The 21,844-nt window shown below is 45.6% G+C and carries 24 protein-coding genes; 5 read left to right on the forward strand and 19 right to left on the reverse strand.

The window, feature by feature from the left end:
- Positions 1-51 precede the first annotated feature (51 nt).
- The 17 genes from AB4263_RS16395 to AB4263_RS16475 all read right to left on the reverse strand — a co-directional run bounded on the left by AB4263_RS16395 (position 52) and on the right by AB4263_RS16475 (position 15,700).
- Positions 52-1,275 carry a beta-ketoacyl-ACP synthase gene (locus AB4263_RS16395; protein WP_017062286.1) on the reverse strand — a complete coding sequence of 408 codons (1,224 nt, stop codon included), beginning with the start codon at positions 1,273-1,275 and terminating at the stop codon, positions 52-54.
- On the reverse strand, positions 1,272-1,997 hold the full coding sequence (locus AB4263_RS16400) for a 3-ketoacyl-ACP reductase FabG2 (protein WP_017062285.1): 726 nt from the start codon (positions 1,995-1,997) through the stop codon (positions 1,272-1,274). Before AB4263_RS16400 ends, AB4263_RS16395 begins: the two co-directional genes overlap by 4 nt.
- A complete protein-coding gene (locus tag AB4263_RS16405; protein WP_017062284.1) occupies positions 1,994-2,458 on the reverse strand; it encodes a hotdog family protein in 465 nt (154 codons plus the stop codon). The genes AB4263_RS16400 and AB4263_RS16405 overlap by 4 nt, the downstream gene beginning before the upstream one ends.
- The gene (locus AB4263_RS16410) at positions 2,451-3,650 is read right to left on the reverse strand and encodes a beta-ketoacyl-[acyl-carrier-protein] synthase family protein (protein WP_372098540.1); all 1,200 of its coding nucleotides are present in this window, start codon (positions 3,648-3,650) and stop codon (positions 2,451-2,453) included. Before AB4263_RS16410 ends, AB4263_RS16405 begins: the two co-directional genes overlap by 8 nt.
- Positions 3,651-3,655: 5 nt before the next feature.
- Complete coding sequence (locus AB4263_RS16415) at positions 3,656-4,279, reverse strand: DUF3261 domain-containing protein (RefSeq protein WP_029235193.1); 624 nt, start codon at positions 4,277-4,279, stop codon at positions 3,656-3,658.
- Complete coding sequence (locus AB4263_RS16420; RefSeq protein WP_048659798.1) at positions 4,276-6,648, reverse strand: MMPL family transporter; 2,373 nt, start codon at positions 6,646-6,648, stop codon at positions 4,276-4,278. The genes AB4263_RS16415 and AB4263_RS16420 overlap by 4 nt, the downstream gene beginning before the upstream one ends.
- Positions 6,620-7,300, reverse strand: coding sequence for an outer membrane lipoprotein carrier protein LolA (locus tag AB4263_RS16425; RefSeq protein WP_017062280.1), 681 nt, complete (start codon positions 7,298-7,300; stop codon positions 6,620-6,622). The genes AB4263_RS16420 and AB4263_RS16425 overlap by 29 nt, the downstream gene beginning before the upstream one ends.
- Positions 7,287-7,790 (reverse strand): thioesterase family protein, encoded by a 504-nt coding sequence (locus AB4263_RS16430; RefSeq protein WP_017062279.1) that lies wholly within the window; start codon positions 7,788-7,790, stop codon positions 7,287-7,289. Before AB4263_RS16430 ends, AB4263_RS16425 begins: the two co-directional genes overlap by 14 nt.
- A gap of 39 nt (positions 7,791-7,829) precedes the next feature.
- Complete coding sequence (gene hutH / locus AB4263_RS16435) at positions 7,830-9,377, reverse strand: histidine ammonia-lyase (RefSeq protein ID WP_017062278.1); 1,548 nt, start codon at positions 9,375-9,377, stop codon at positions 7,830-7,832.
- Positions 9,355-11,154: a glycosyltransferase gene (locus tag AB4263_RS16440; RefSeq protein WP_017062277.1), complete on the reverse strand. Its 1,800-nt coding sequence runs from the start codon at positions 11,152-11,154 to the stop codon at positions 9,355-9,357. The genes hutH and AB4263_RS16440 overlap by 23 nt, the downstream gene beginning before the upstream one ends.
- Positions 11,147-11,509: a 3-hydroxyacyl-ACP dehydratase gene (locus tag AB4263_RS16445; protein ID WP_017062276.1), complete on the reverse strand. Its 363-nt coding sequence runs from the start codon at positions 11,507-11,509 to the stop codon at positions 11,147-11,149. The genes AB4263_RS16440 and AB4263_RS16445 overlap by 8 nt, the downstream gene beginning before the upstream one ends.
- Positions 11,510-11,597: 88 nt before the next feature.
- On the reverse strand, positions 11,598-12,986 hold the full coding sequence (locus AB4263_RS16450; protein WP_372098541.1) for an AMP-binding protein: 1,389 nt from the start codon (positions 12,984-12,986) through the stop codon (positions 11,598-11,600).
- A 6-nt stretch (positions 12,987-12,992) separates the two neighbouring features.
- Positions 12,993-13,550: a septation protein IspZ gene (locus AB4263_RS16455; RefSeq protein ID WP_017062274.1), complete on the reverse strand. Its 558-nt coding sequence runs from the start codon at positions 13,548-13,550 to the stop codon at positions 12,993-12,995.
- Positions 13,550-13,807, reverse strand: coding sequence for an acyl carrier protein (locus AB4263_RS16460; protein ID WP_004739745.1), 258 nt, complete (start codon positions 13,805-13,807; stop codon positions 13,550-13,552). The genes AB4263_RS16455 and AB4263_RS16460 overlap by 1 nt, the downstream gene beginning before the upstream one ends.
- Before the next feature lie 10 nt (positions 13,808-13,817).
- Positions 13,818-14,078, reverse strand: a complete 261-nt coding sequence (locus tag AB4263_RS16465) for a phosphopantetheine-binding protein (protein WP_004736154.1) — start codon at positions 14,076-14,078, stop codon at positions 13,818-13,820.
- 105 nt (positions 14,079-14,183) lie between these two features.
- Entirely contained in the window at positions 14,184-14,954 is a 771-nt protein-coding gene (locus AB4263_RS16470) for a 1-acyl-sn-glycerol-3-phosphate acyltransferase (RefSeq protein WP_017062273.1), read from the reverse strand.
- Positions 14,954-15,700, reverse strand: coding sequence for a beta-ketoacyl synthase chain length factor (locus AB4263_RS16475; protein WP_170963074.1), 747 nt, complete (start codon positions 15,698-15,700; stop codon positions 14,954-14,956). The genes AB4263_RS16470 and AB4263_RS16475 overlap by 1 nt, the downstream gene beginning before the upstream one ends.
- A 72-nt stretch (positions 15,701-15,772) precedes the next feature.
- On the opposite strand from AB4263_RS16475, the gene AB4263_RS16480 reads away from it, so the two are divergent.
- The 3 genes from AB4263_RS16480 to AB4263_RS16490 are packed head-to-tail and all read left to right on the forward strand — an operon-like array spanning position 15,773 to position 18,529.
- Positions 15,773-16,162: a hypothetical protein gene (locus AB4263_RS16480; RefSeq protein ID WP_017062271.1), complete on the forward strand. Its 390-nt coding sequence runs from the start codon at positions 15,773-15,775 to the stop codon at positions 16,160-16,162.
- A 28-nt stretch (positions 16,163-16,190) separates the two neighbouring features.
- A complete protein-coding gene (locus AB4263_RS16485) occupies positions 16,191-17,264 on the forward strand; it encodes a methyltransferase (protein WP_017062270.1) in 1,074 nt (357 codons plus the stop codon).
- A gap of 23 nt (positions 17,265-17,287) precedes the next feature.
- Complete coding sequence (locus AB4263_RS16490) at positions 17,288-18,529, forward strand: NAD(P)/FAD-dependent oxidoreductase (protein ID WP_048659807.1); 1,242 nt, start codon at positions 17,288-17,290, stop codon at positions 18,527-18,529.
- A 128-nt stretch (positions 18,530-18,657) separates the two neighbouring features.
- Here the strand turns inward: AB4263_RS16490 and AB4263_RS16495 are convergent, their stop codons facing one another.
- Together AB4263_RS16495 and AB4263_RS16500 are read right to left on the reverse strand one after the other, a co-directional pair.
- Positions 18,658-19,164 carry a hypothetical protein gene (locus AB4263_RS16495; protein ID WP_017062268.1) on the reverse strand — a complete coding sequence of 169 codons (507 nt, stop codon included), beginning with the start codon at positions 19,162-19,164 and terminating at the stop codon, positions 18,658-18,660.
- Positions 19,165-19,303: 139 nt separating this feature from the next.
- Entirely contained in the window at positions 19,304-20,437 is a 1,134-nt protein-coding gene (locus tag AB4263_RS16500) for a flagellar assembly protein FlgT (protein WP_372098542.1), read from the reverse strand.
- 192 nt (positions 20,438-20,629) lie between these two features.
- Here AB4263_RS16500 and AB4263_RS16505 point away from each other — a divergent pair, with 192 nt between their 5' ends.
- Positions 20,630-21,265: a FlgO family outer membrane protein gene (locus AB4263_RS16505; RefSeq protein ID WP_017064137.1), complete on the forward strand. Its 636-nt coding sequence runs from the start codon at positions 20,630-20,632 to the stop codon at positions 21,263-21,265.
- Between the two features lie 9 nt (positions 21,266-21,274).
- Positions 21,275-21,706: a flagellar assembly lipoprotein FlgP gene (flgP, locus tag AB4263_RS16510; RefSeq protein ID WP_016791311.1), complete on the forward strand. Its 432-nt coding sequence runs from the start codon at positions 21,275-21,277 to the stop codon at positions 21,704-21,706.
- Positions 21,707-21,844: the final 138 nt, after the last annotated feature.

Below are 21,844 nucleotides of genomic sequence, written 5' to 3' on the forward strand. Positions count from 1 at the left end.
GCTAATCCGCGATGAACCTTTTTATTTACTTAGCGTTTTATGTAGCTAAGCTTAGACTTTCTTGAAGATGATAGAGGTGTTGATTCCACCAAAAGCAAAGTTGTTGCTCATCAAGTATTCAACATCCAATTCGCGACCTGAGCCCGTGATGTAATCGAGCTTGCCGCACTGTTCATCGACATTCTTAAGGTTTAGGGTTGGGCTGAACCAACCGCTATGCATCATCTCTAGGCTGAGCCACGCTTCAATTGCACCACACGCACCAAGCGTATGGCCAAAGTAACTCTTAAGAGAGCTGATTGGTACTTCACCAAAGATATTCGCTGTCGCGTTACTCTCTGCAATATCACCTTTTTCAGTCGCAGTACCGTGCGCAGAAACATAGCCAATCTTCTCAGCTGGAAGTTGTGCGTCTCTCAATGCTTTCTCCATACAGATTTGCATGGTTTCCATCTGAGGTTGAGTCACATGAGCCGCATCACAGTTGCTCGCAAAACCTATGATTTCTGCGTAGATCTTTGCGCCACGAGCAACAGCATGTTCGTACTCTTCAAGGATCAGGGTTCCAGCGCCTTCGCCGATAACCAAGCCATCACGCTCGCTGTCGTATGGGCTAGGGGATTTCTTGGGTGTGTCGTTTTTTAAACTGGTAGCGAAAAGGGTATCGAAAACGGCAGACTCAGTTGGGCATAACTCTTCACCACCACCGGCAACCATTACGGTTTGGTAACCATGCTTGATCGCTTCATAGGCGTAACCAATGGCTTGGCTTCCTGAAGTACAGGCGCTGCTGGTGGGAATCACGCGGCCACGCAGACCAAAGAACAGACCTACGTTTACCGCGGCTGTGTGTGGCATCATTTGAACGTAAGTGGTTGCTGTGATTGCTCGTGTCGACTTCTCGTTCAGCATTACTCCGAAAGCACCAACCGCATCGGTACTGCCAGTTGAAGAGCCGTAAGCGATACCAGTTTCGCCATTGGTCAATACATCGTGACCAATTAAGCCGGCTTGCTCCAATGCATTCTCAGTCGCAACGGTAGCTAGGCGTGATACACGGCCCATGCCACGCACTTGCTTACGCTTGTAGTGTTTAGGCAGTTGGAAGTCATCAATAGGCGCGGCAAGTTTTGTGTTGAGACCATCATATTGCTCGAAGCTTGGCATATATTGAGTCGCATTTTCACAGGCCTTTAGCTTAGGCTCTATCTGTTGCCAGTCGTTACCAAAAGCAGTAACACCAGACATTCCAGTTACAACAACGCGGCGGGTCATACTAAGCCTCCATTTACTGAAATCACTTGGCGAGTTACGTAGCCTGCAATATCAGACATTAGGTAGCTGACTAGGCCGGCTACTTCTTCCGGCTCACCCATACGGCGCAGTGGTACTTGAGGAAGTGCATGATCTTTCACGTGCTCGTCAACCATACCTGTGTCAATTAAGCCAGGAGCGACACAGTTTACCGTGATCTTGCGTTTTGCGAGTTCTAGAGCAAGAGACTTAGTTGCGCCAATCACCCCCGCTTTTGCTGCAGCATAGTTAGTTTGACCACGGTTACCCATAATGCCGGATACCGACGCTAGAGTGACGATACGGCCACCTTTACGCTTTTGAACCATAGGCATTACACAAGGGTGAAGTACGTTGTAGAAGCTATCTAGGTTGGTATGGATCACACCATCCCACTCTTCTTCCGTCATCGCGGGGAATGCAGTGTCACGAGTAATGCCCGCGTTGTTCACTACACCATAGTAAGCACCATGTTCAGCGATATCAGACTCAAGCTTTTCGCGACACTCGCTTCGTTTGCTGATATCAAATTGAATAAGACGTCCAGCGCCACCCAGTTCGGTGATCGACTTTAGCGTCTCTTCAGCACCTTGCTTGTCACCCATGTAATGAACGGCGATTTCAAACCCGTCTTTCGCGAGTTGAATAGCGATCGCTTTACCAATACCTTTACTGGCACCAGTGACTAAAACCTGACGGCTCATGATGGGCTCCTAGTTTTCATTTCTTGTAATTTTTGTTCGGTCGGCACGTAGACGTTGAGTTGGCATTGAGCCACTAACTCACCTCGGTCTTCGACTCTTGCGGTAAACACAGCCATACCGCTGTCTTCCATCATCTGTTCGGCGTAGATATCAAGGGTCTGACCTTGAGTAAACTCATCACACAGTGATTTATAGCGACGAGAGCCGAGTAAGAATCCGATTGGGGGCGTGGTGCCGTTTTTAAGTGCGTGATATCCAGACCATGCCGCTACAGACTGCGCCATAAACTCGATTCCAACATATGCTGGTACCGTTTGAGATTCGGCGTCAAAGAACAGATTATGGTCACCAATATCGACCTGACAGTGGATCGACAACGCCTCTACGCTGATAGCACGATCGATTAATATCATCGGATCATCGTGAGGGAGAAGTTGGTCTACAGAAGGGATATCAGTCATTTACTACACCAAAAATCAGGCTAATGTTGTTGCCACCAAAAGCAAACGAGTTGCTTAAGATGTTCTTTGCTTTAAGTTTCTGTGAACAGTTTACCAAATCAATCTCAATATCTTCAGCTTTATCCTGACATTTTTGTAAGGGAAGCGGTAAGTCATATTTCAAAATATGCCACGCAATTGCAGCCTCAATCGCACTTGCTGCGCCTAGAGTATGCCCGGTCAGCGGTTTGGTAGAACTGACGGGAACCTTGTTTGCAAAAATACGATGAATGGCTTTACTTTCCATCGAGTCATTGAGTGGCGTTGCTGTACCATGTGCATTGATATAACCAATGTCTTCTGCGTTTAACTGTGCAGAATGTAACGCTTTTTTCATTGCTTGTTCAGCACCATTGCCTTCAGGGTGAGGCGCTGAAATGTGGTGTGCATCAGAGCTGTCCCCACAGCCCAATAAGGCAATGTTTGACGTGTCTTGTGCTGCATTAACACCGGCTAACTTTGTTTTGCTGAGCAACATAAATGCCGCTGCTTCTCCTATGTTGATACCTTCTCGGGTTGCACTAAATGGCTTACAATGTGTTGTTGAGAGTGCTTCAAGACCGTGGAAACCATTGAGTGTCAGCTTACACAATGTATCCACACCACCCACTAACACGGCATCAGCCATACCTGAATCTAATAAGCGCTGGGCGGTCAGAAATACGCGGCCACTGGATGAGCAAGCCGTAGATATGACGTAGTTTGGCCCCGTTAATACGCAATACTGGCTAACGAACTCTGAGGTATCACCAAGCTCTTGTTTTGAGTAATGGTAATCTGCTGGAAACTCGCCGTTTGCCAATTTTTGTTTGAAGACTGCTTCACCATCGGAGATCCCAGATGTGCTGGTGCCAATAACAACAGCAATTCTATCTGCGCCAAACTGAGATTTGGCTTGCTCGATAGAATCTTCAATTTGGTGAAGAGCCGACAGCGCCAGTTGATTGTTGCGAGTGGCGTATTGCGTAAGATCTGAAGGAATCGGTGGTAGTTCACCCGCGATCTGACCAACGACAGTGTGTTTACCATCGTTCAGCATATCGTGCACTTCGACCATATTTGATTCACGCTCGTCTTTTAGACAGCCATGAATATCGGCAATCTCTGAGCCTAGCGCTGAGTGGAAACCACAGTCTTGGATGTAAATAGGCATAGTGTTCAACTCTTACTTGGATTGTCGACAATCGTTGAGTTCAACGTTTGTATGGTGATGTTGTAGCCCAGGGTCAAATGTTTGAAAACAATGTCGCCTGCCGTTTTGTGTGTACCAGGATCTGTTTGGTAATCAATTTGAATGATTGCCTGTTGGTTTTCATCAAATACGGTTCTTGTTTTGTCGGTATCGACTAGGTGCCAACCTATGCTTTGTAAAGGCTGAGCCCATGCTTCAGCCGGCCATAAGGTAAGCATTAAATTAAATAGCACCTGTTCAGGTTGTGGCAAAGTTGCGCCAAGCCCAGACAAAACCTGTGTATCAATTACTTGATTCTGGTATTGCAGCGATAGAATGCGAGTACCCCAAGAGGAGAACCCCGCCAAAACCACTTTACCTGGTGTGACTTCGACTTGAACCGGAAGCTGCTGTGTATCATTTTCCCACGTAGCGCTAATCAACTGACTGGCTGTTAATGAGTATCCCAGTTCAGCTGGCAGTGGTAGTGCTAGATCGGTGTCTTGATCGATAGACACGCTCGCACCACTTGGCTGCTGAGAAACCATCGAGCAGGCACTCATTAGAATGCCCACTAGTATGGCGAAGGTTACCTTTAATGTCTGGATCATCTAAAAGCCTCTCGAGTAATTGGTCCTTCTACGTTTTTACTACTGTTGATCGCGAGTGGAGAAAGCAGCCAAGCGACAAAGATCCCTGTCAGAACCGTCACCCCGAAGCTATGAATAGCATGAGTCTGGCTCAGCGACAGTAAGCCGAATGAAAGTAGTGTTGTGAGACCTGACAAGGTGATCGCTAATAAGGTGCTCAGCGATTTCTTTTGCTCAGCAAAGAACAGGGTGTAGTCTATGCCAATCCCTAAAATCAGAATCAAACCAAGCAGGTTAAATAGGTTCAGTGTCGAGCCTAAAATGCCCGTGACCGCCAAACCTGCTACGCCTGCAATCAATGAAGGCAACAGCATTAACAGGCTTTGCTTCACACCATAGCGCCAGCCTAACAGCATGCCAATAGCTGCCAATGCTATCAATAACAGCTCGGTAATCTTGACGCGGTACTCAGCAAAAAGAGAGGAGATTTCATCCGCTTTATTGAGGTGTTTCACACCTTGCTTCTGAGCAAAATCTGACTCCAACCACTGTGAGAACAGCTCAGCATCAGTGACGTCTTTTATCAAAATGACCGACGCTGCTTGCCCGTCGATAGGTTTTAACCAAAGTGGTCGAACAGGCTCTGAGACTGGAGACTCCAAAAATCCAGATACCGTGATTGGTTCGAATTTTGGTAGTTCTGGAAACGTAGACCAACCGAGAGAGCTTTGTAATATATGGCTTTGTTGACTATAGAGTTGTTCAACCAACTGATAGTTATCATGCTGTTCTTGTTTACTTAACAAGTGTTGATTGATGCTGCGATACCCGGAGATACCTTGGCTATTGACCAGCGAATCTAAGCTTGTGGTGATTTCTGTCAATTTTTTGAGTAGCTTTTGGTCGCTCTGAGCTGTGACCAAAAGCATATTTTGACCACTGCCTAACCCTGATATCTCAGTAATGGCTTGCTCTTGTTGTTTGAGTTGTTCGGGCATAGCCTGAAGCTGGCGAATATCGTCGTCGTAACGAATTTGACTGAGTGACATCAAGCTAACGACAGTCACTGTTAACGGTAAGCCAATTCTAAATTTTTGGTTGCTCCAAAGGCTTAACCAAGTATGCCAAAGTTTCGACAGGGGAAGAGGGCGCTCTTGGCCTGGTTTTACCGCTAAAACGGGGTACCAGCACACCACACTGGCGTAAGCTGCGATCAGTCCAATCGACGAAAACAGAGCCAGTTGCTGCAAGCCTGGGAATGGCGCAACCAGTAGCCCTAAGTATCCGATTAAGCTGGTGATTAAACCTAGAGTGATGGCAATGAAAATATGCTTTAGGCCTTTATCGCTCTGCCAGTGGCTTCCTGCGGCTAAACGGTCAGTGAGATAGTGAAAAGAGTAATCGATGGATACGCCAATCAAGCTAGCGCCAAACACCAAGCTGAATAGATGCACCTTACCAAAGATAGCGACAGTGCTTGCCAGTGCAACCAATAATCCTGTACTGATTGAGAGTAAAGATAAGGCAAGTGGTAGCGCACTACGAAATGTCAGCCACACCAATAAAATAACGCCTGCCAATGAGCCCAAACCAATGGTACTGATTTCTGATTTCGCGCTTTCGGTACCGTAATTGGCGTAGAACACCACACCAGTATGCTGCACCTTGACGCCAAATTGTTTTTCGACCTCGCGCTCAATTGAATCAAGATCTGGAAGTTGTTCTTGAATCGCCAAGCTATAAGGTGAGTCCGCCAGAGTAGCCGTGACTAAAATATGAGTTTGCTCATTCGACTGGGCCGTGAGATAGCCCTCTTTCAGAACAAAGTTACTTGATTGGACGCCAATAGCACTGATGTAGTCGCGAAATAACAAGAATGGGTCGAGAGATAACTCTGCTGCAGTGACGCCTGAGAATGGATTGTACAGAGACTGAATGACATATTGAGCTCGCGAATCAGGCGAGTGTGTCAGCGTCTCTTTTTGTTGTTGGGTCAGCAGTTGAGATCGGTGACGAAAATAGAAATCGCTCCACTGGCTTTGAGTGCTGGCGTTGATTTTACCTTGAACTTGTTTAAACAGAGTTGGCTGACTTGAAAAAGTTCTTTGGTTGAGAGCTTTTTCAAAAGCGTCGGTCGCAACCATGGTTTGTTCGATATCGGGAGCGCTTATGATAAATACCACTTGCTCGCTCATCGAGCTGGATATCTGCTGAAAGGCTTGCTCTACCATTGGGTCTTGCTGGTTTTCGGGCAGTAACTTTAGAATGTTGCTTTCAATCGGTACCGACGAAGAAAAAGCGAATTGTTTGGTCAACAACCCGCTAAACAGCATTACAACAACAAGCCAAACAAGGGCAAGACTAGAGTTGGAATTGTTTCGCTTCAGCATCTGATAATACTTCCGGTAGATGGCTTAACTGACTGAATTCGATCACTGTGCTATCTCCACGAATCTCTTTCAACTCAATACGTTCAATATCGCTGTTGCCTTGCAGCGTGATAGCCTCAAACACCGCATTCATCGGTGCATTTTTGGGCTTTAGAGTCAGTGTCCATGCTTGTACATTTTCATCAGAGCTGGTGTTAGTTGCGGGCTCAAAATTGAGTGCGAACTGTTCCTGAAGTTTTTGCGTGTCCCCATGAAACACTGACAAGAAGATATGGCTGAAATAAAACGCCATTGGATTTTCTTTGTCGGTGATGATTTTTGCGGGTTGATCGGCAAACCTTTGGCTCAGTTTGTTATCGGTGAGCACTAAGTTCACGGGAAACGGAGTGGTTTGTGTCCAGAGTAAGCCACTTGATTTGTCTAACAGAAATGTACCTTGTGACGTTAAAGGCTGGGCGAACATCTCCATATTGCGTGTTTGAGTGAACTCACCACGCACAATACTATTTTCGCTGAGCACCGTCTGCAGCTCTGAAATAGAATTGACAGCAGCAGAGTTTTCTTTGGCGCTTACAAGGCCGCTTGTCATCATCGCAGTAAGTCCAATTAGCGCGATATTGATGTATTTGCGACTGCGTTTAAACAGATTCATGGTTCACCTGCTGTGGGTTAGAGGTTTGTGTTTGATGTTCAGTTGCTAGAGGTAAGCAACCAAATTGGTGCCAGTGTTCGACTTTGTCAGTAAACACTTTGGGTGAGGCAAAGCACATCTCTTGTTCTTCGATGGTGACGGCAACCTGCATGGTGTGAGCACGTGTCATTCGAGCACCGGTTAGAGCATCATGAATTTCATAATCGACGCGCAGGCGATTTTCCCACTCGGTGAGTTTCGCCGTTACCTTAATCTTGTGATTAAACGGTATCGCCTTAATGTATTTCACGCGGGTATCGATGATAGGCCACATGTAGCCAGAATCCTTCATCTCATGGTAGTTGTACTCAATCTTATCCATCATGATGCGCCTAACTTCTTCAAAGAATCGGAAGTAGTTGCCGTGATAGATCACGCCCATTGGGTCGGCATCTTGGAATGAGGTGATAAGCGTCACCTCAGATTGTAATGGGTGAAGGATTTCAGACATAAATCGCTCTCAACAATATTGCGTAAAGGGTTGGCTACTTTATGAGTAAAGTGACCAGTGCTGACTTTGAATACGAGCAATGAAGTGGCGTAGATCGCCTTCAAGTGGTCGATCTTCTACGATAAATTCAAACTCCTTAAGCACTTCGTCGCGAATGTGCTTGAGGTTCTCACTCATGTGGTGCTCATCAAGCTCATTGTGGCGCTTACGAAGTTCGAGTGCTTGTGTCCCCGCCAGTAGTGACGCTGCTGCCACTTGTTCGGTTAGCTCTAGAACGCGTAAACAGTCACGAGCTGCGATGGTGCCCATACTCACTTTATCTTGGTTGTGACACTCAGTTGAGCGAGAGAATACGCTTGCTGGCATGGTGTGTTTCAATGCTTCTGCTGTCCAAGCTGAAACGCCAATCTGTACTGCTTTAAAGCCGTGGTTGATTGGCTTACGTTCGCCTTCAGCACCCGTTAGGTTGAATGGCAAACCGTTGTTGAACTTGTAGTCCATCAGCTGAGCCATTTGACGGTCAAGCAGATCAGCAAGGTTCGCAACTGCAGTTTTTAACGTATCCATCGCCATTGCAATGTGTCCACCGTAGAAGTGTCCACCGTGCAGTACGCGCTCATTATCACCATCGATAATTGGGTTGTCGTTGGCACTGTTTAGCTCGTTCTCGATCATTTGGCGTAGCCAAGGCAGAGAGTCTTGAACCACGCCGATAACATGTGGAGCACAGCGCAGAGAGTAACGATCTTGGAGGCGATCACTGTTACGTGGCGGGCGATCCGCTTGCAGATCATCACGCAGCCATGCAGCAACTTGTTGTTGACCAGGATGAGGTTTGACTGCAAACAGCGCTTCATCGAAATGGAAGTCATTGCCGTGCATACCGACTGATACCATAGCGGTGATCTTAGTTGATAGCTGAGCTAGATATTCCGCACGCTTGTAAGCGATACAAGCTAATGCCGTCATTACAGACGTACCATTCATCAACGCCAAGCCTTCTTTTGGCTTAAGTTTGATAGGGCTAATTCCTAACTCTTTGTAGACGTCACTGGTTGGGCGCACTTCACCTTTGTAGATTACATCACGCTCACCAATCAGTGCTGCGGCTAAGTAAGACAGAGGTGTTAAGTCGCCACTGGCACCCACCGATCCTTCTTGAGGAATGCGTGGTGAGATGTCTTGGTTGATTAGGGTAACGATCTGGTTGAGTAGATCGTGAGTCACACCAGAGACACCTTGTGATAACGAACAAAGACGAGTTGCAAGGACTGCACGAGCTTGTTCGTGAGACAATATTTCACCTAAACCACAGCCGTGAAAACGTGTTAAATGCAGTGGTAGCTCGTCAACTAGGTTTGGCGGAATCGCAACCGTACATGAGTCACCGTAACCCGTCGTTACACCGTAAATCACACCTTCTTCTTTCAATAGGCGTTCTAAGAAAGCGACACCACGGTCGATCTTAGATGTGAATGCTTCACTTGTGTTCATCGAGGCTTTTGCGCCTTGTGAGATAGCGACAACATCCTCAATCGTGAGGCGCTCGGCACCAAAGGTGATGCTATTTGGATTCTTTTTCGTCATGGTGCTTGCTCAATGTCCAAAAATTAAAAAAGTTGTACCACTGAAGCGGTGCTTGCAGTGTGTAGTGCTGAAGTCGATTTGCGTATTTTTGCACGACTTGCTGTAAAGATTGTTCGCGAGTCTTTCTTGGTAGCTCGATCTTGTTGCTAAAATGCTCGAAATAGACATTAAAATGCGGCTTAGATTGTGAGTCGTCACGTAACCCAAACAGCAAAAATACGGGTGCTTTGAGAACCGAGGCTAACATAAATGGACCTTGAGGGAATGGAGCTTCCTTACCTAAGAACTCAGCCCATACTGAGCGGCTCTCTTTGCTGGTGGAAGTTCGATCGCCAACAATCACGATCCATTCGCCTTGCTCTAGTTTCTGTTGTAACAAGATAGCGGTATCAGGCCCCATCGATGTCACCTGAATCAGATTTAAATCAGACTGCGGGTTAACCGCTTTCATCACGGAATTAAAACGTTCGGCGTGTTCTGTAAAAACCAGGGCGTTGATTTTGATGTTCGAGTGTCTGCGACCTAAAGCTCGGCACAGCTCAATATTGCCAAGGTGAGATCCAAGGATTAGCACACCTTGCTTATTTGCCACCATGCTCTCGAACTGGTCTTGGCCATGAATAGTCAGGTTATCTGCCGAGAAATCACCTTTCCATGCCGCGAGCTTGTCGAGCATCGTATGGCCAAATGAAAGCAGATGGTTGTAACTGGTTAGTTCTCCGGGGAGCTCAATATTTTGCTGTTCCGCATAGGCTTTTAATTGGAATAGATATTGTTCGGAAGCGTTTCGCGCACGCTGGCCCGTCAAGTGGTAGTAACGCATCACACCACGCAGAATGAGGTTGAACACACCGCGACCTAACAAGGTATAAATGGCTAATAACAGCTTAATGCCTAATACTGTGCCGCGTTCTTGAGTGCGGGACCAGTGTGGTTGTTCAGAAGCTTGCGGCTCTGAATCAGTCGATAAATTTGGGTTATTATCAGCTGAATCGGATTTGAAATGGCGAGCAATCAGTTTTGGTGCTCTTGGCAGCATGCTGAAGAATAGACGTGTATGCATCCAACTGATTTTGACGTTATCCCACAACGCATCGAAATGAGAGATGCCGTTCTCAGGATAGATAACGCGCGTTTCAACGAAGTCTATGTCGCAACCTTCCCAATACAGGCGAACCAAAATCTCGATATCGAAGTCCATTCTCGAACCAACATCGTACTTATTCAACACAGTTTGAGTTTGGTTGATAGGATACGCTCTAAAGCCACACATGCTGTCTTTAATTGATAAAGAAAGGGTTTCTATCCATACCCAGATATGTGTCGCGTAGCGCCCATAGAGCCTTGCTTTGGGTACGCTGTCGTCGTAGATAGGTTGGCCTGATATCAGACGTTGTGGCTTAGCTTGTGAGGCCTCAATCAATGTTGGCAAGGCTTCCAGGTCGTGTTGCCCATCAGCATCTATCTGAATAGCGTGGCTAAAGCCTAGTTGCTGCGCTTTTTTGATTCCGGCTTTTACTGCGCCGCCTTTACCTTGGTTCTGTTCAAGCGTCACCAAGGTTACGTTTGAATTCTCTGCTAGGGGAGACAGAAACTGTTTTGTTGTGAGTTCACTGCCATCGTCAACGATGATGATCGGTAACTCAAAATGATGAAGTGACGACACCACAGCCGGCATGGTTGCGCCATGGTTAAAGCACGGGATAAGGAAGCAAGCCTTGTAGCTGCTTTCTTTTGTGTGGTGTTGAGAAGTAGCCTCGACGGGAGCGCTATTCACTTTTTTCTCCCAGCTTCATTTTGCCTGAAGAGTGGGTCTGTTCACCGTTGTTTGATGTGTAACTAAAGCTCAGCTTGTCTTTGTCAGCATCCCATTTGAGTGATAGCTGGATTGTAGCGTCAGGCAGGATAGGCTCTTGGAACTTAATGACTTCCATTCCTTTAAAGAAACCAGGAACGCCTAACTCTTGGACTGCGTAGTGAAGTGCCCAATCAATTTGCGTGACGCCAGGTAGAATAGGGAAGCTCTTGAAGTGCCCATTAAAGTCGGTGATATCTCCGCTAACATGAAGTGTCAGGGTCGATTCATTTTCTACCGTGTCTACAGCAATGATGTTTGGTTTTCTTTTATCCATAGGGCGTGCTTAGAATCCTTGGGCAAATATTGGTTCTTTGACAAAAATATAAAAAGATAATCTCAGTGTAAAATACGATCAGCGGTTTCTATGATTTTATTAGCTGTTCTATGTGAGATGTTAATCGCTTACCTTGGCTGTTGAGGGGGATCTCATCGACAACACGGTATTTTCTCGGGATTGCGATTGGCTCTAACCACTTTCTGAGTTCTGTACGCAGCATCAACCAGAATTTACCTTTGCTCATGGTCGATAGAGCGGCTTGGCCTTCATCTGATAATACCAAAACAGAGGCTAATATTAATCGCTCAGGCTCCTCAAATGGAATAACCACGCACTCACTTATCCAAGGCAGTTGCTCCAGTCGCTTTTCCACTTCAACCAGTGATACTCGCTTTTCTTCTATCTTGATCACTCGGTCCGTTCGGCCCTTCAATATGAATTGGTTCTCCGAGACCATCTCGCACTCATCAGAGGTTTGATACCAGTTATTCTTATCGATGTACGGCGACAATAACTTAATGCAACTCTCACTGTTGAGACTAGCCTCAATACAGGCAAAAAGCTGCCAAGGCGTTTGAGCGCTCTCTTGCTGACGAAATGCGATGCCACCGGTTTCTGTGCTACCAAAGACTTCAATCGGTAAATGACCAAGCAGATCTCGTGACTGGTGAGCCGACTCGGTAGGCAATGGACCACCCGAAGAGAAGATTCCTGCAAGTTGTACCTTGTTGGTCTCATGCTTTAATCGTTTAAGTAGCGCTGGGCTGCTGATCAGTACACAGTTTTGATTTGCGTGAGATAAGATCTGTTCTGGGTATTCAAGGTTGTGTCGAGCAAATGGAACACCAGAGCATAGTGGCCATAAGATTCTAAACAGCAAACCATAGATATGTTGATGAGAAACTGTGCTTTGGATTTGGTTTCCCTTGAGTAACTCACCCCAGTTCTTGTGTAACTGAGCGGTCTCAATATCGAGGTGTTCTAACGTTTTATCTATCGCTTTTGGCGTGCCACTTGAACCTGAAGTGAACAGAGTTAATGGGACTGTTGCCAAATCAATGGTCGTAAGATTCTCGGTTAGAGGTTTTTGTGCTTCAGTGTTTGAATCCAATAAGGTTTGGATATTACGAACGTCACTCACCTCAACTTCGCCAATCGAGTTATCAACTAGCAGGCAATCAAACTGCTTACTTAACTCAGCAAGCGCACATGGCTGGTAGTTGCCCGGTAAGATGATGTGTTTGTTGGCTGCTGCACATGCCAAAAAGGCCACCGCAAATAGGTAGCTGTCTTGGGTACAAATCACGATTCGTTGAAAAGGGGATAAAGACAAAAATTGTACGAGTTGAGATAAGTCGTCGTTAAATGTTTGCCACGTAATCTCGCTATTGTCGTCAAAGCAGACAATAGATTCAGGGGCTCTGTCCTGGCTGAGAAGCTCAGACAACGAGGTGTAAGATACGGTTTGGGTCATAACAATTTAACTCTGACGAATGCGCTGTCTTACTACCCACTCTCCTGCAAAGAGTAACCCTGCAAACAGATAGCTGAGTAAGCCATTGTATAGGGTCCATACTTCTAGCGGTTGGAAGCAGGTGTAAAGGGCAATAGAGCCATTGATAACAAAGAACAAGCACCACACTTTGGTGACTTTTCGTGTGTAATCAACGCCACTTTGCGGAAGTTCAGGCTCTTGAAGGCGAGCAAGACGTTCGATAATCGTTTGTGGTTGCCATAGGCTCGAAGCGAATACAACCAGCATACAAACATTAACGATAACGGGATAATAGGTTAGCCAGCCGTGTTGCTTAAAGGCTAAGCCTAAAGCCAGCAGAACAATACCGGCACTTCCACTGATCCAAGCTAGGTGTTTTAGCTCTTTGATTTTAGCCTGACCGCCGGTGAAAATGCGTACAGCAAAGATAGCGGCTAAGGCAATACCAACGGTTTGTAAGCCAAACTTGTTGAGTCCAAAGTAAACCGCTATTGGATAAGTGAAAAGTATAATTGCCGACAGTAAAGTCAGCAGAGGACGCATTAGGCGTCCTTCAATAGTTCAACCACAGATTCGACAACGTCATTAACGGTGCGCACTGCTTTGAACTCTTCAGGTTTGATCTTCTTACCTGTGACGTTCTGTAGGTGAACGACCAAATCAACGGCATCAATGCTGTCTAGGTCTAGATCAAGATAGAGATGAGCTTCAGGGGTGATATCTTCAGCGTCAAGCTCGAACAGCTCAATAAGCGCATCTTTAACCTGGTTGTATACTTCTTGTTGGTTAGCTTGTGTCATAAAGATCTGTCTAGTTATTCGTTTGAGAAGAGATGTAGTTCGCTAGATTTTCAACTGACGCAAAGTGCTGTCGAGTGTTTGAATCATCTGCATCGATAACAATGTTGTACTTTTTCTTGATAGCAAGGCCAAGCTCAAGGGCATCGATAGAGTCTAGTCCAAGTCCATCACCAAATAGTGGAGCTTCCGTTTCAATCTCATCAATGCTCATGTCTTCAAGGTTCAATGCGTCGATGATCAGTTGTTTCAGTTCGTTGTGTAATGTTTCCACTTTGGCCTACTTAATGCTTTATCTGAATGCTGCTTTAAGGGGGCGATTCTACATTATATGAGGTATTTTCGAAATGCCGATATCGCCTGTTATGTTATTGATACGCTAAATGTTTTCTTCGGAAGGGAAAATTGTTTGTGCAAGATGATGATTAAGGCGCCTTGCTGCCGAAGTTAAATTATTTGAGCCTTCAATAAATGGTTCGACTTCTATTTTACCTTTCACCGCGACATGAAAAAAGGGCTTCGACGCAGGAACTTGATACCATTTTTTCTCTTTCGTTAAGAATGTCGGAGAAACCGTAATATGAATCACGCGTAAATCGGTTTGTGTTCGAGTCGCGATTTGTGCCGCCCCACGCTGTAAGGATGGTTCAATTCCTGGCGTTGTGCGAGTTCCTTCGGGAAAAATCAGCATGACATTGCCACGTGAGAAGCGTTCTTCACAGCGCTCTAAAAGATCGTCAGGGGCTTGGTTCGGTATATAACCTGCCGCTTTGACAATCCTTTTCATAAAAGGGTTTTCCCAAATGGCCGCTTTGACGAGGCAATCACATTGAGGAAGTTGAGAGGCGATCAGCACATAGTCAATCAAACTTGGGTGGTTGGCGACGATAATGCAGTTACGGTCGTTACGCAGTAGTTCTGCACCATCAATTCGGTAATCGATTGCTCCGGTGAACTTCATGATCTGGCAAAACGCATTGAATGAGAAACGGATTAATCGCTGTGCTTTAAGCTCTCTTTTAATGGTATTGGGATTGGTTAGCGCGATAGTCGGTAAGATTAAGAAGCTCAATACTAAGCCACCCAAACCAAAGATGGTAAAGCAGAGGCCTGTCGCGAATACTCGCCAATACTGGTCTACTCTGCTCATTACGCTGTACCTGTCTCGGTGTTATTTACCCAAGACCAAGTTTGGTGCTTGCCAGCAATAGCCCACCTATTTGTACCTAATAAGATATGTTGGAGCGTTTGTAACCCTTGTGGTAACACGGAAGGTGCTTGGTTGGTCTCTACTGTCCTAGTAATAGAGTATTCACTGCCAGCGGTGAGCACTAAGCCCAGCGCATAATCAGCAAAGTTCTGTGTTTCGTACTCTTGGTAGAGCTCGGGCAGAGGTTGGTCGAAATCGATAACTAACACTCGATGCGACGGATATTGATGAAGGTAAAGATAAGCTTCGATCAGAGCGTTATGGAAAGTATCTTGCCCTGCGGCTATTGAAGTCAGTGGAATCGGTGCTTTGGCGGCAATGGTGGTTAGACCAGCTGCGGTATTATGTACCGACTGCGAGAACGCCATTGGTGAGGCATCGTCACCTTCTAATATCGACTGAATTAAAGTGGCGGTTCGATGCAACTCACCATGTCGGCTAGCAAAGACCAGATAATCAATCGAGGTGTCTTTTAATAGGGTTAACGCGGTTTGGACAGCAAGTTTGCTTTGCACACTCATTCGGCGGCGCATCATTGGAGGAATAGCTTTAAATTCAGTTGAGCCATCTTGTGGCCAATCTAAATTAGTGCTCCACGCTTGCCATTCAGCAATAGAATTGAGCCCCGCTGAATTTGCAGACCATTTCTCAATATTAAACGACATTAATTGGGATTGATTTGACATAGAGTATTGATTTGCTTTGAGTCTAACTAAATACTATGCGCGCTTATAAATAAACACAGATAAGGAATTTAAATGAAATTACTAAAAATAGCAGTTTCAATGTTATTCATATTCGTTCTTGCAGGATGTGGACGCGTCCAACCTGTAATGAATGTTGAGGATACTCCAGTTGCACTGAATCTTCAAAGTAAACAGGTTAAATCAGCTATTTCTGAATCTGCTGAAAATCGAGGCTGGTTGGTTTCAGAAATAAAGCCTGGTTTGATCCGCGCTGAATTGTATGTTCGTTCGCACCACGCTGTGGTTGAAATTCCTTATAGTGATAAGTTTTACTCTATTCTTTACGTTGAATCAGAGAATTTGAAGTACGACGATGGTGAAATACACCGTAATTACAACCGTTGGGTTAATAACTTAAACGTTGATATTAAACGTAAGCTTGCGCAAATGGCAGCTGAGTAACTCTCTATTATTTAAAGTTAGGTTTTTCGTGTCGGAATATAAATTAGATCCATTCAACGCATTAGAAGCAAAAACAGAAGCGCAGAAATTGTCTTTCGCTCCGATTGTTTTTCATACTGCTCGTACACTTCGTGATTTAGGCATTTTGAAAGCGTTAGATGACGCGGGCAACGAGGGTTTACCAGCAGAGTCTATCTCTGAATCGACCGGTGTCTCTGAGTACGGCGTGAAAGTCCTGCTCGATATGGCGTTAAGTGCTCATATTGTGACTTGGGAAAAGCCTAACTACAAAATGGCTAACCTTGGTTTCTACCTTCTGCATGATGGTATGACTAACGCAAACATGGATTTCACAGCCGATGTTTGTTATGCCGCGATGATGCATCTAACAGAAGCGATTGAAGAAGGCACACCTGCAGGCTTGAAAGAGTTGGGTGATTGGGAAACCATTTACCAAGGCTTGTCTCAATTGCCAGAAAAAGCAAAAGAGAGTTGGTTCAAGTTTGATCACTTCTATTCGGATCGCTCGTTCCCTGTGTTACTTGAAAAAGTCTTCAGCAAGAAACCTAAGTCGCTGGTGGATATCGGCGGCAATACGGGTAAGTGGGCGATGCAATGCTGCAACCATGATGCGGACGTTGAGGTGACGATTGTTGATTTGCCACAGCAGCTAGAAATGGCAATGGCAAACGCGGCAAAGCATGGTCATCAAGAGCGAGTCACGCCATTCCCAGCGAATATGCTCGATAAACAGCAAACTCTGCCAACGGGCGCGGATGTTTGGTGGATGAGTCAGTTCCTTGATTGTTTCTCGCCAATGGAGATTCTGAGCATATTAAAGCGCGTTCGCTCTCATATGTCAGAAGATGCGACTGTCTATATCCTTGAACTGTTTTGGGATTCACAGAAATACGATGCGGCTTCTTATAGCTTAAACGCGACGTCTCTCTACTTTACCTGCTTGGCCAATGGCAACAGTCGTTTTTACCGCAGTGAAGATTTCTTAGAGATTGTTGAAGAAGCGGGCTTTGAAGTGGTAACGCGTACCGACGATATCGGTCTTGGTCACACGCTTCTAGAATTGAAAGCTGGCGCGCAATAAAAATAACAAACATGGCTTAAATAATGAAAAAACTATCAACTCAAGTGGTGATCATCGGAGCTGGGCCATCAGGGTCTATTGCTGCGTCTTTACTTCATAAAAAAGGCATCGATGTTCGAGTGATTGAAAAGAGCGTATTCCCTCGCTTTTCTATTGGTGAAAGCCTATTACCAGCTTGTATGGAAATGATTGAACAGGCTGGGATGACTGACGCAGTGATCAACGCTAACTTCCAATACAAAGATGGCGCTGCCTTTCGCAAAAATGGTGTTTATACGGCGTTCAATTTTGAAGACAAGTTCTCTTCTGGCCCTGGAACCACGTTTCAGGTTCAGCGAGGTGCCTTTGATAAGGTTTTGGCAGATACGGCTGAGGCGCAGGGTGTCTGCATTGATTACCAACATGAGTTAATGGGCATTAATTTCACCGACGACAGCACCATTTTAGATGTACAAGTGCTGGGTGGAGAGCGTTATCAGATAGAAGCTCAATACGTTCTGGATGGCAGTGGTTTTGGTCGAGTGCTACCAAAAATGCTTAACTTGGAAGAGCCGTCATCGCTTCCTCCACGCAAAGCTATTTTTACGCACATTAACGATCATATTGCAGAGGTGGATACCGATCTTGAATATGACCGAAATAAGATTCTTATCTCTGTGCATCCAACCAACCCTGATGTTTGGTATTGGTTGATCCCGTTTAGTAACGGTGTCTCTTCGTTTGGTGTGGTAGGAGAGCCTAAGTTCTTTGAGTCCTATCCAGAAGACAAGATTGCTGCAATTAAACAGCTGGCAGCGGAAGAGCCGGGCTTGGCTGAGATACTGGCAAGCGCCGAGTATCCAAACCCTGCGGGTGAAATTGGTGGCTATTCTGCCAATGTAAAACATTTGGCGACGGATAAGTACGCGTTGCTTGGCAATGCCGGCGAGTTCCTTGACCCGGTGTTCTCGTCAGGCGTGACGATTGCGATGAAGTCGGCACAGTTTGCGGTTGAGTGTGTCGAAAAGCAACTTAACGGTGAGAAGGTAGATTGGGAACGCGATTATGCCGCTCCTTTGATGGTTGGTGTAAACACCTTTAGAACGTATGTTGAGGGGTGGTACTCAGGTACTTTGCAGGATGTGATTTTCTATCAAGATCCAAATCCAAAGATTAAGCAGATGGTGTGCTCAATTCTGGCGGGTTACGCATGGGATCAAGCCAACCCTTATGTGAAAGAGTCTAAGCGCCGATTGGCGACACTGGCTGAGATATGCCGAAACTAGGTAATCGATTTTGTATGTAGCAATACTCTAAATTGCCACGATGGATCGTCATAAATTAAAAACAGCCGCAATGTGCGGCTGTTTTTGTATCTGAAAAATATGGGCGGTCAGCTTAATCGGATTTAAGCCTATTTTAAGTCGATGCTGTTCAATCGTCCCATAAATATAAGTAGATCAATTACGTCTTTGTGAGCATCAAGCAGCGCACGTTTGGTTTGGCTATAAGCTGCAAGTCGGCCGTGCTTTCTGATTGAACATACCTTGGTTTTGTATTTGTAGTCGCCGTTTTCTGAGAATACACGCCACTTAGCGATGTAGCATTCGTCGCGGTGTTCAGGATCACTCTGAGTTGGATTTGGTTTGAATACAATTTTGGGTTCTAGACTATGAGGCAGGCGCGTCATCAGGTAGGGCTCTTTGAGGACTTTGGGCCAAAATTTGCCCCATAGCTGTCTGCCCAGTTCATCTCTTAATTTAATGGTTTTCTTCAGTGCTTTGTCTTCACCCATACGAACAAAACCGACCGACCGATGCAACACCGTATCTTCGGGAGTATGAATGTGGATCTTAAAAGCGGTTTTACCTTTCGAGATAAAGCGGTAACCGGTAGCACCAATTAGATTATTCTGACTCATAGTTTGCTAAGTGATGATTATATTATTAATAAGATTACGCCAAATACTGCAAAACCGAAACTAATACCCATGAAAAAAATAAAGCCTTAACAAAAGTGCTAAGGCTTTATTAGAAACTGTGAGGCGGGCGTGTCGCTAACTACATGATTTTCTGCATCACATCACCAATTTGAATGCTTCCAGCAAGGCTTGGTTGGTCGATCGTCAGTTCTGCTTCGTTTTCATAAACGCGAGAAACGGTCAGTGTGATATCGCTTTGAGATACCTTATTACGTGGCAAGCCGCGTTGGTCGATAAACGAACTTGTGTGCCACAGTTGCAGTTTGTCACCTTGTTGTACGCCATGCATTCGACCTAAATCAATGGTCACAGTGTTACCAAATACCGCTGCAACCTCTGGAAGGGTGATCTTACATGACACTTCCGATTCTAAGTCCAACATAATATTACGGCTAACACGCAGCATCATGCTGCCGTAGGTTGATGCCCAGAAACGGGCACTGCGGGTGTCGACTTCACTGGTCTTAGCAAATGGCCACTTTGCCACTTCACGATAGCTACGGTTGTAAACCTGATGTCCTGTTTTACCATCGAAGACTTGCATCTCTAACGCAAACTGGCGATTGATGATGTCGTCTTTCAACAGTTTGGACTCGATGGTCGCGGTTAAATCGGTAATGTCGCCACCAATGATGTATTGTGCGCCAGTGTCTTGGGCGATCATCTTGATCACTTCAGGTCGACGTTTGTCGATGTCGTAATTGGTCGTGCCAACGGAAACAAAGCTGCGAGACTCTTGCGCCAGCTGTCGATCTACGACATGACCAAAATCATCACCGATGTTATAGATTCTGCCCATTACAGCTTGCTGAGGGGAGGTCACATCAATGTTGCCGACTAAAAATGTCTTCTTGTATTGGCTCTCATGGCAAGCATTTGCCGAAGGATAGATATCGATCCTTGCGGTGACCATTATATTGCCACTGCGTTTTTTCTCTTTCTCTACCAAGATGTAGCGCACTTCATGATTGGTAAATTGAAACTCTTTCTTGTTTGCGTCGAGGTACGGCGTGAGGTTGGAGATACTACCAATATCAGCACCTGAGAACTGGATCGCTTTATATACCGCGTCTTCCAGAGCATGGACCCTTGCCGTTTCCTCTGACGATACGATGGCTGCGGTACCGGTAACCTCATACCAAGAGGCATGAGCACTGAAGCTTATGGTTATCAGTGAACTTATTGAAAATAAGTAAGAAATTATTTTTTTCATCTATTCGTTACCAGTTGGGTATAAATATTGCTTAACAAATAACTATAAGCTTGAAGCTGACTTAAGTGCGTTTTTCTTAATCTGAACCATTAATGAAAAGCAAAGACTGTTCCAACATTGTAATCCATTGAAAAGAATAATGGTGAGAACATATTGGAACAGGGAGCACTAAACCTATCTGGAGATAAGAGAATGAAAAAATGGCTCGTAGTAATGAGTGTCATGTTGTTGACCTCATGCGCTTATTCGCCAATCTATAACGGCAAGTCTGAATATTCAGGCAGTCAGTTTATGTTGATGGATAGCCCTCGTCATACCATGGATTTCTTCGTGGAAAGTATGACCGAAGATCTGATCATTTCGAATACAAGTATTTCAGCGAGAACGCCAATAGCAATTACTTCGTTTGTGGACCTGCAGCACATGGACACAACGAACTGGCTAGGCAACTCGGTATCAGAAGGCTTCATTCATCAGTTTCAGCGTCGTGGCTTCAAGGTGGTTGATTTTAAAACTACTGGCTCTATCCAAGTGACTCACCAAGGTGACTTTGCGTTGAGCCGCGATTGGAAAGACTTAGCTCAAGAGCAAGACGTACAGTATGTACTGACAGGCACCATGCTTCGCCAAGAAGGCGGTGTACTAGTAAATGCTCGCGTTGTTGGCATGCAAACTCGAATTGTAGTGGCGACGGCACAAGGCTTCTTACCTGCAGACCGTATTGGCCGTGACCTAGATACTCTAAACAGTATTCGAACTCAAGATGGCGTGATCATTCGTTCCGATCCAACGATCAGTCAGCCTTATACTGTTATTCTTCGCCCTTAGGAGTTCGAGATGAAGAAGTTAATGTTTGTTGTTGCCGCTTTATTGCTTGTTGGCTGTCAGCCATTGCAGAGCATGAGACCTGATGATTTCTTAGTGGCTGTTGGCTATGCGAGTATCAGTGAGCAGAAAGGTCGTAACGATGAAGAAAGACGTATCCGCGCGATGAGAGCCTCTAAGATCGATGCTTATCGTGAGCTTGCTGAACAGGTTTACGGCATGCGAGTAAGCGGTCGAGCAGAACTTGAAGATCAACGGCTTGGTACAGAGCGTACGTCAGGTGCGGTTGATGGTGTTATCCGTGGCGCAGAAGTGGTGCGCAGTTACCCTGTGGGTGATAGCTACGTAACAGAGCTTCAGTTGGATATTCGCAAGATGGATCAGCTACGTAACTACGGTGAAGTTCAGGCAGTACCTGAGAAGAGACAACAAACACTGTTCTAATTTCGGTGTTCGAATTGAATATTCAGTGATATTGGTTGCTACTCGCTTTCCAGATGGCATATCGGCAACCAATAACTAATATGGATGTAAAAGCGGCAAGTATGAAAATACTTGCCGCTTTTTTGGTGCGCCGAGCAT

The organism is Vibrio sp. 10N.261.55.C5, from assembly GCF_041470505.1.
In the GTDB taxonomy this organism is placed as follows: Bacteria; Pseudomonadota; Gammaproteobacteria; order Enterobacterales; family Vibrionaceae; genus Vibrio; species Vibrio crassostreae_C.

Coding starts and splice junctions, on each gene's coding strand:
- AB4263_RS16395 (WP_017062286.1), bottom strand. CDS start 1,275: ATGACCCGCCGCGTTGTTGTAACTGGAATGTCTGGTGTTACTGCTTTT.
- AB4263_RS16400 (WP_017062285.1), bottom strand. CDS start 1,997: ATGAGCCGTCAGGTTTTAGTCACTGGTGCCAGTAAAGGTATTGGTAAA.
- AB4263_RS16405 (WP_017062284.1), bottom strand. CDS start 2,458: ATGACTGATATCCCTTCTGTAGACCAACTTCTCCCTCACGATGATCCG.
- AB4263_RS16410 (WP_372098540.1), bottom strand. CDS start 3,650: ATGCCTATTTACATCCAAGACTGTGGTTTCCACTCAGCGCTAGGCTCA.
- AB4263_RS16415 (WP_029235193.1), bottom strand. CDS start 4,279: ATGATCCAGACATTAAAGGTAACCTTCGCCATACTAGTGGGCATTCTA.
- AB4263_RS16420 (WP_048659798.1), bottom strand. CDS start 6,648: ATGCTGAAGCGAAACAATTCCAACTCTAGTCTTGCCCTTGTTTGGCTT.
- AB4263_RS16425 (WP_017062280.1), bottom strand. CDS start 7,300: ATGAATCTGTTTAAACGCAGTCGCAAATACATCAATATCGCGCTAATT.
- AB4263_RS16430 (WP_017062279.1), bottom strand. CDS start 7,790: ATGTCTGAAATCCTTCACCCATTACAATCTGAGGTGACGCTTATCACC.
- hutH (WP_017062278.1), bottom strand. CDS start 9,377: ATGACGAAAAAGAATCCAAATAGCATCACCTTTGGTGCCGAGCGCCTC.
- AB4263_RS16445 (WP_017062276.1), bottom strand. CDS start 11,509: ATGGATAAAAGAAAACCAAACATCATTGCTGTAGACACGGTAGAAAAT.
- AB4263_RS16450 (WP_372098541.1), bottom strand. CDS start 12,986: ATGACCCAAACCGTATCTTACACCTCGTTGTCTGAGCTTCTCAGCCAG.
- AB4263_RS16455 (WP_017062274.1), bottom strand. CDS start 13,550: ATGCGTCCTCTGCTGACTTTACTGTCGGCAATTATACTTTTCACTTAT.
- AB4263_RS16460 (WP_004739745.1), bottom strand. CDS start 13,807: ATGACACAAGCTAACCAACAAGAAGTATACAACCAGGTTAAAGATGCG.
- AB4263_RS16470 (WP_017062273.1), bottom strand. CDS start 14,954: ATGAGCAGAGTAGACCAGTATTGGCGAGTATTCGCGACAGGCCTCTGC.
- AB4263_RS16475 (WP_170963074.1), bottom strand. CDS start 15,700: ATGTCAAATCAATCCCAATTAATGTCGTTTAATATTGAGAAATGGTCT.
- AB4263_RS16480 (WP_017062271.1), top strand. CDS start 15,773: ATGAAATTACTAAAAATAGCAGTTTCAATGTTATTCATATTCGTTCTT.
- AB4263_RS16490 (WP_048659807.1), top strand. CDS start 17,288: ATGAAAAAACTATCAACTCAAGTGGTGATCATCGGAGCTGGGCCATCA.
- AB4263_RS16495 (WP_017062268.1), bottom strand. CDS start 19,164: ATGAGTCAGAATAATCTAATTGGTGCTACCGGTTACCGCTTTATCTCG.
- AB4263_RS16500 (WP_372098542.1), bottom strand. CDS start 20,437: ATGAAAAAAATAATTTCTTACTTATTTTCAATAAGTTCACTGATAACC.
- AB4263_RS16505 (WP_017064137.1), top strand. CDS start 20,630: ATGAAAAAATGGCTCGTAGTAATGAGTGTCATGTTGTTGACCTCATGC.
- flgP (WP_016791311.1), top strand. CDS start 21,275: ATGAAGAAGTTAATGTTTGTTGTTGCCGCTTTATTGCTTGTTGGCTGT.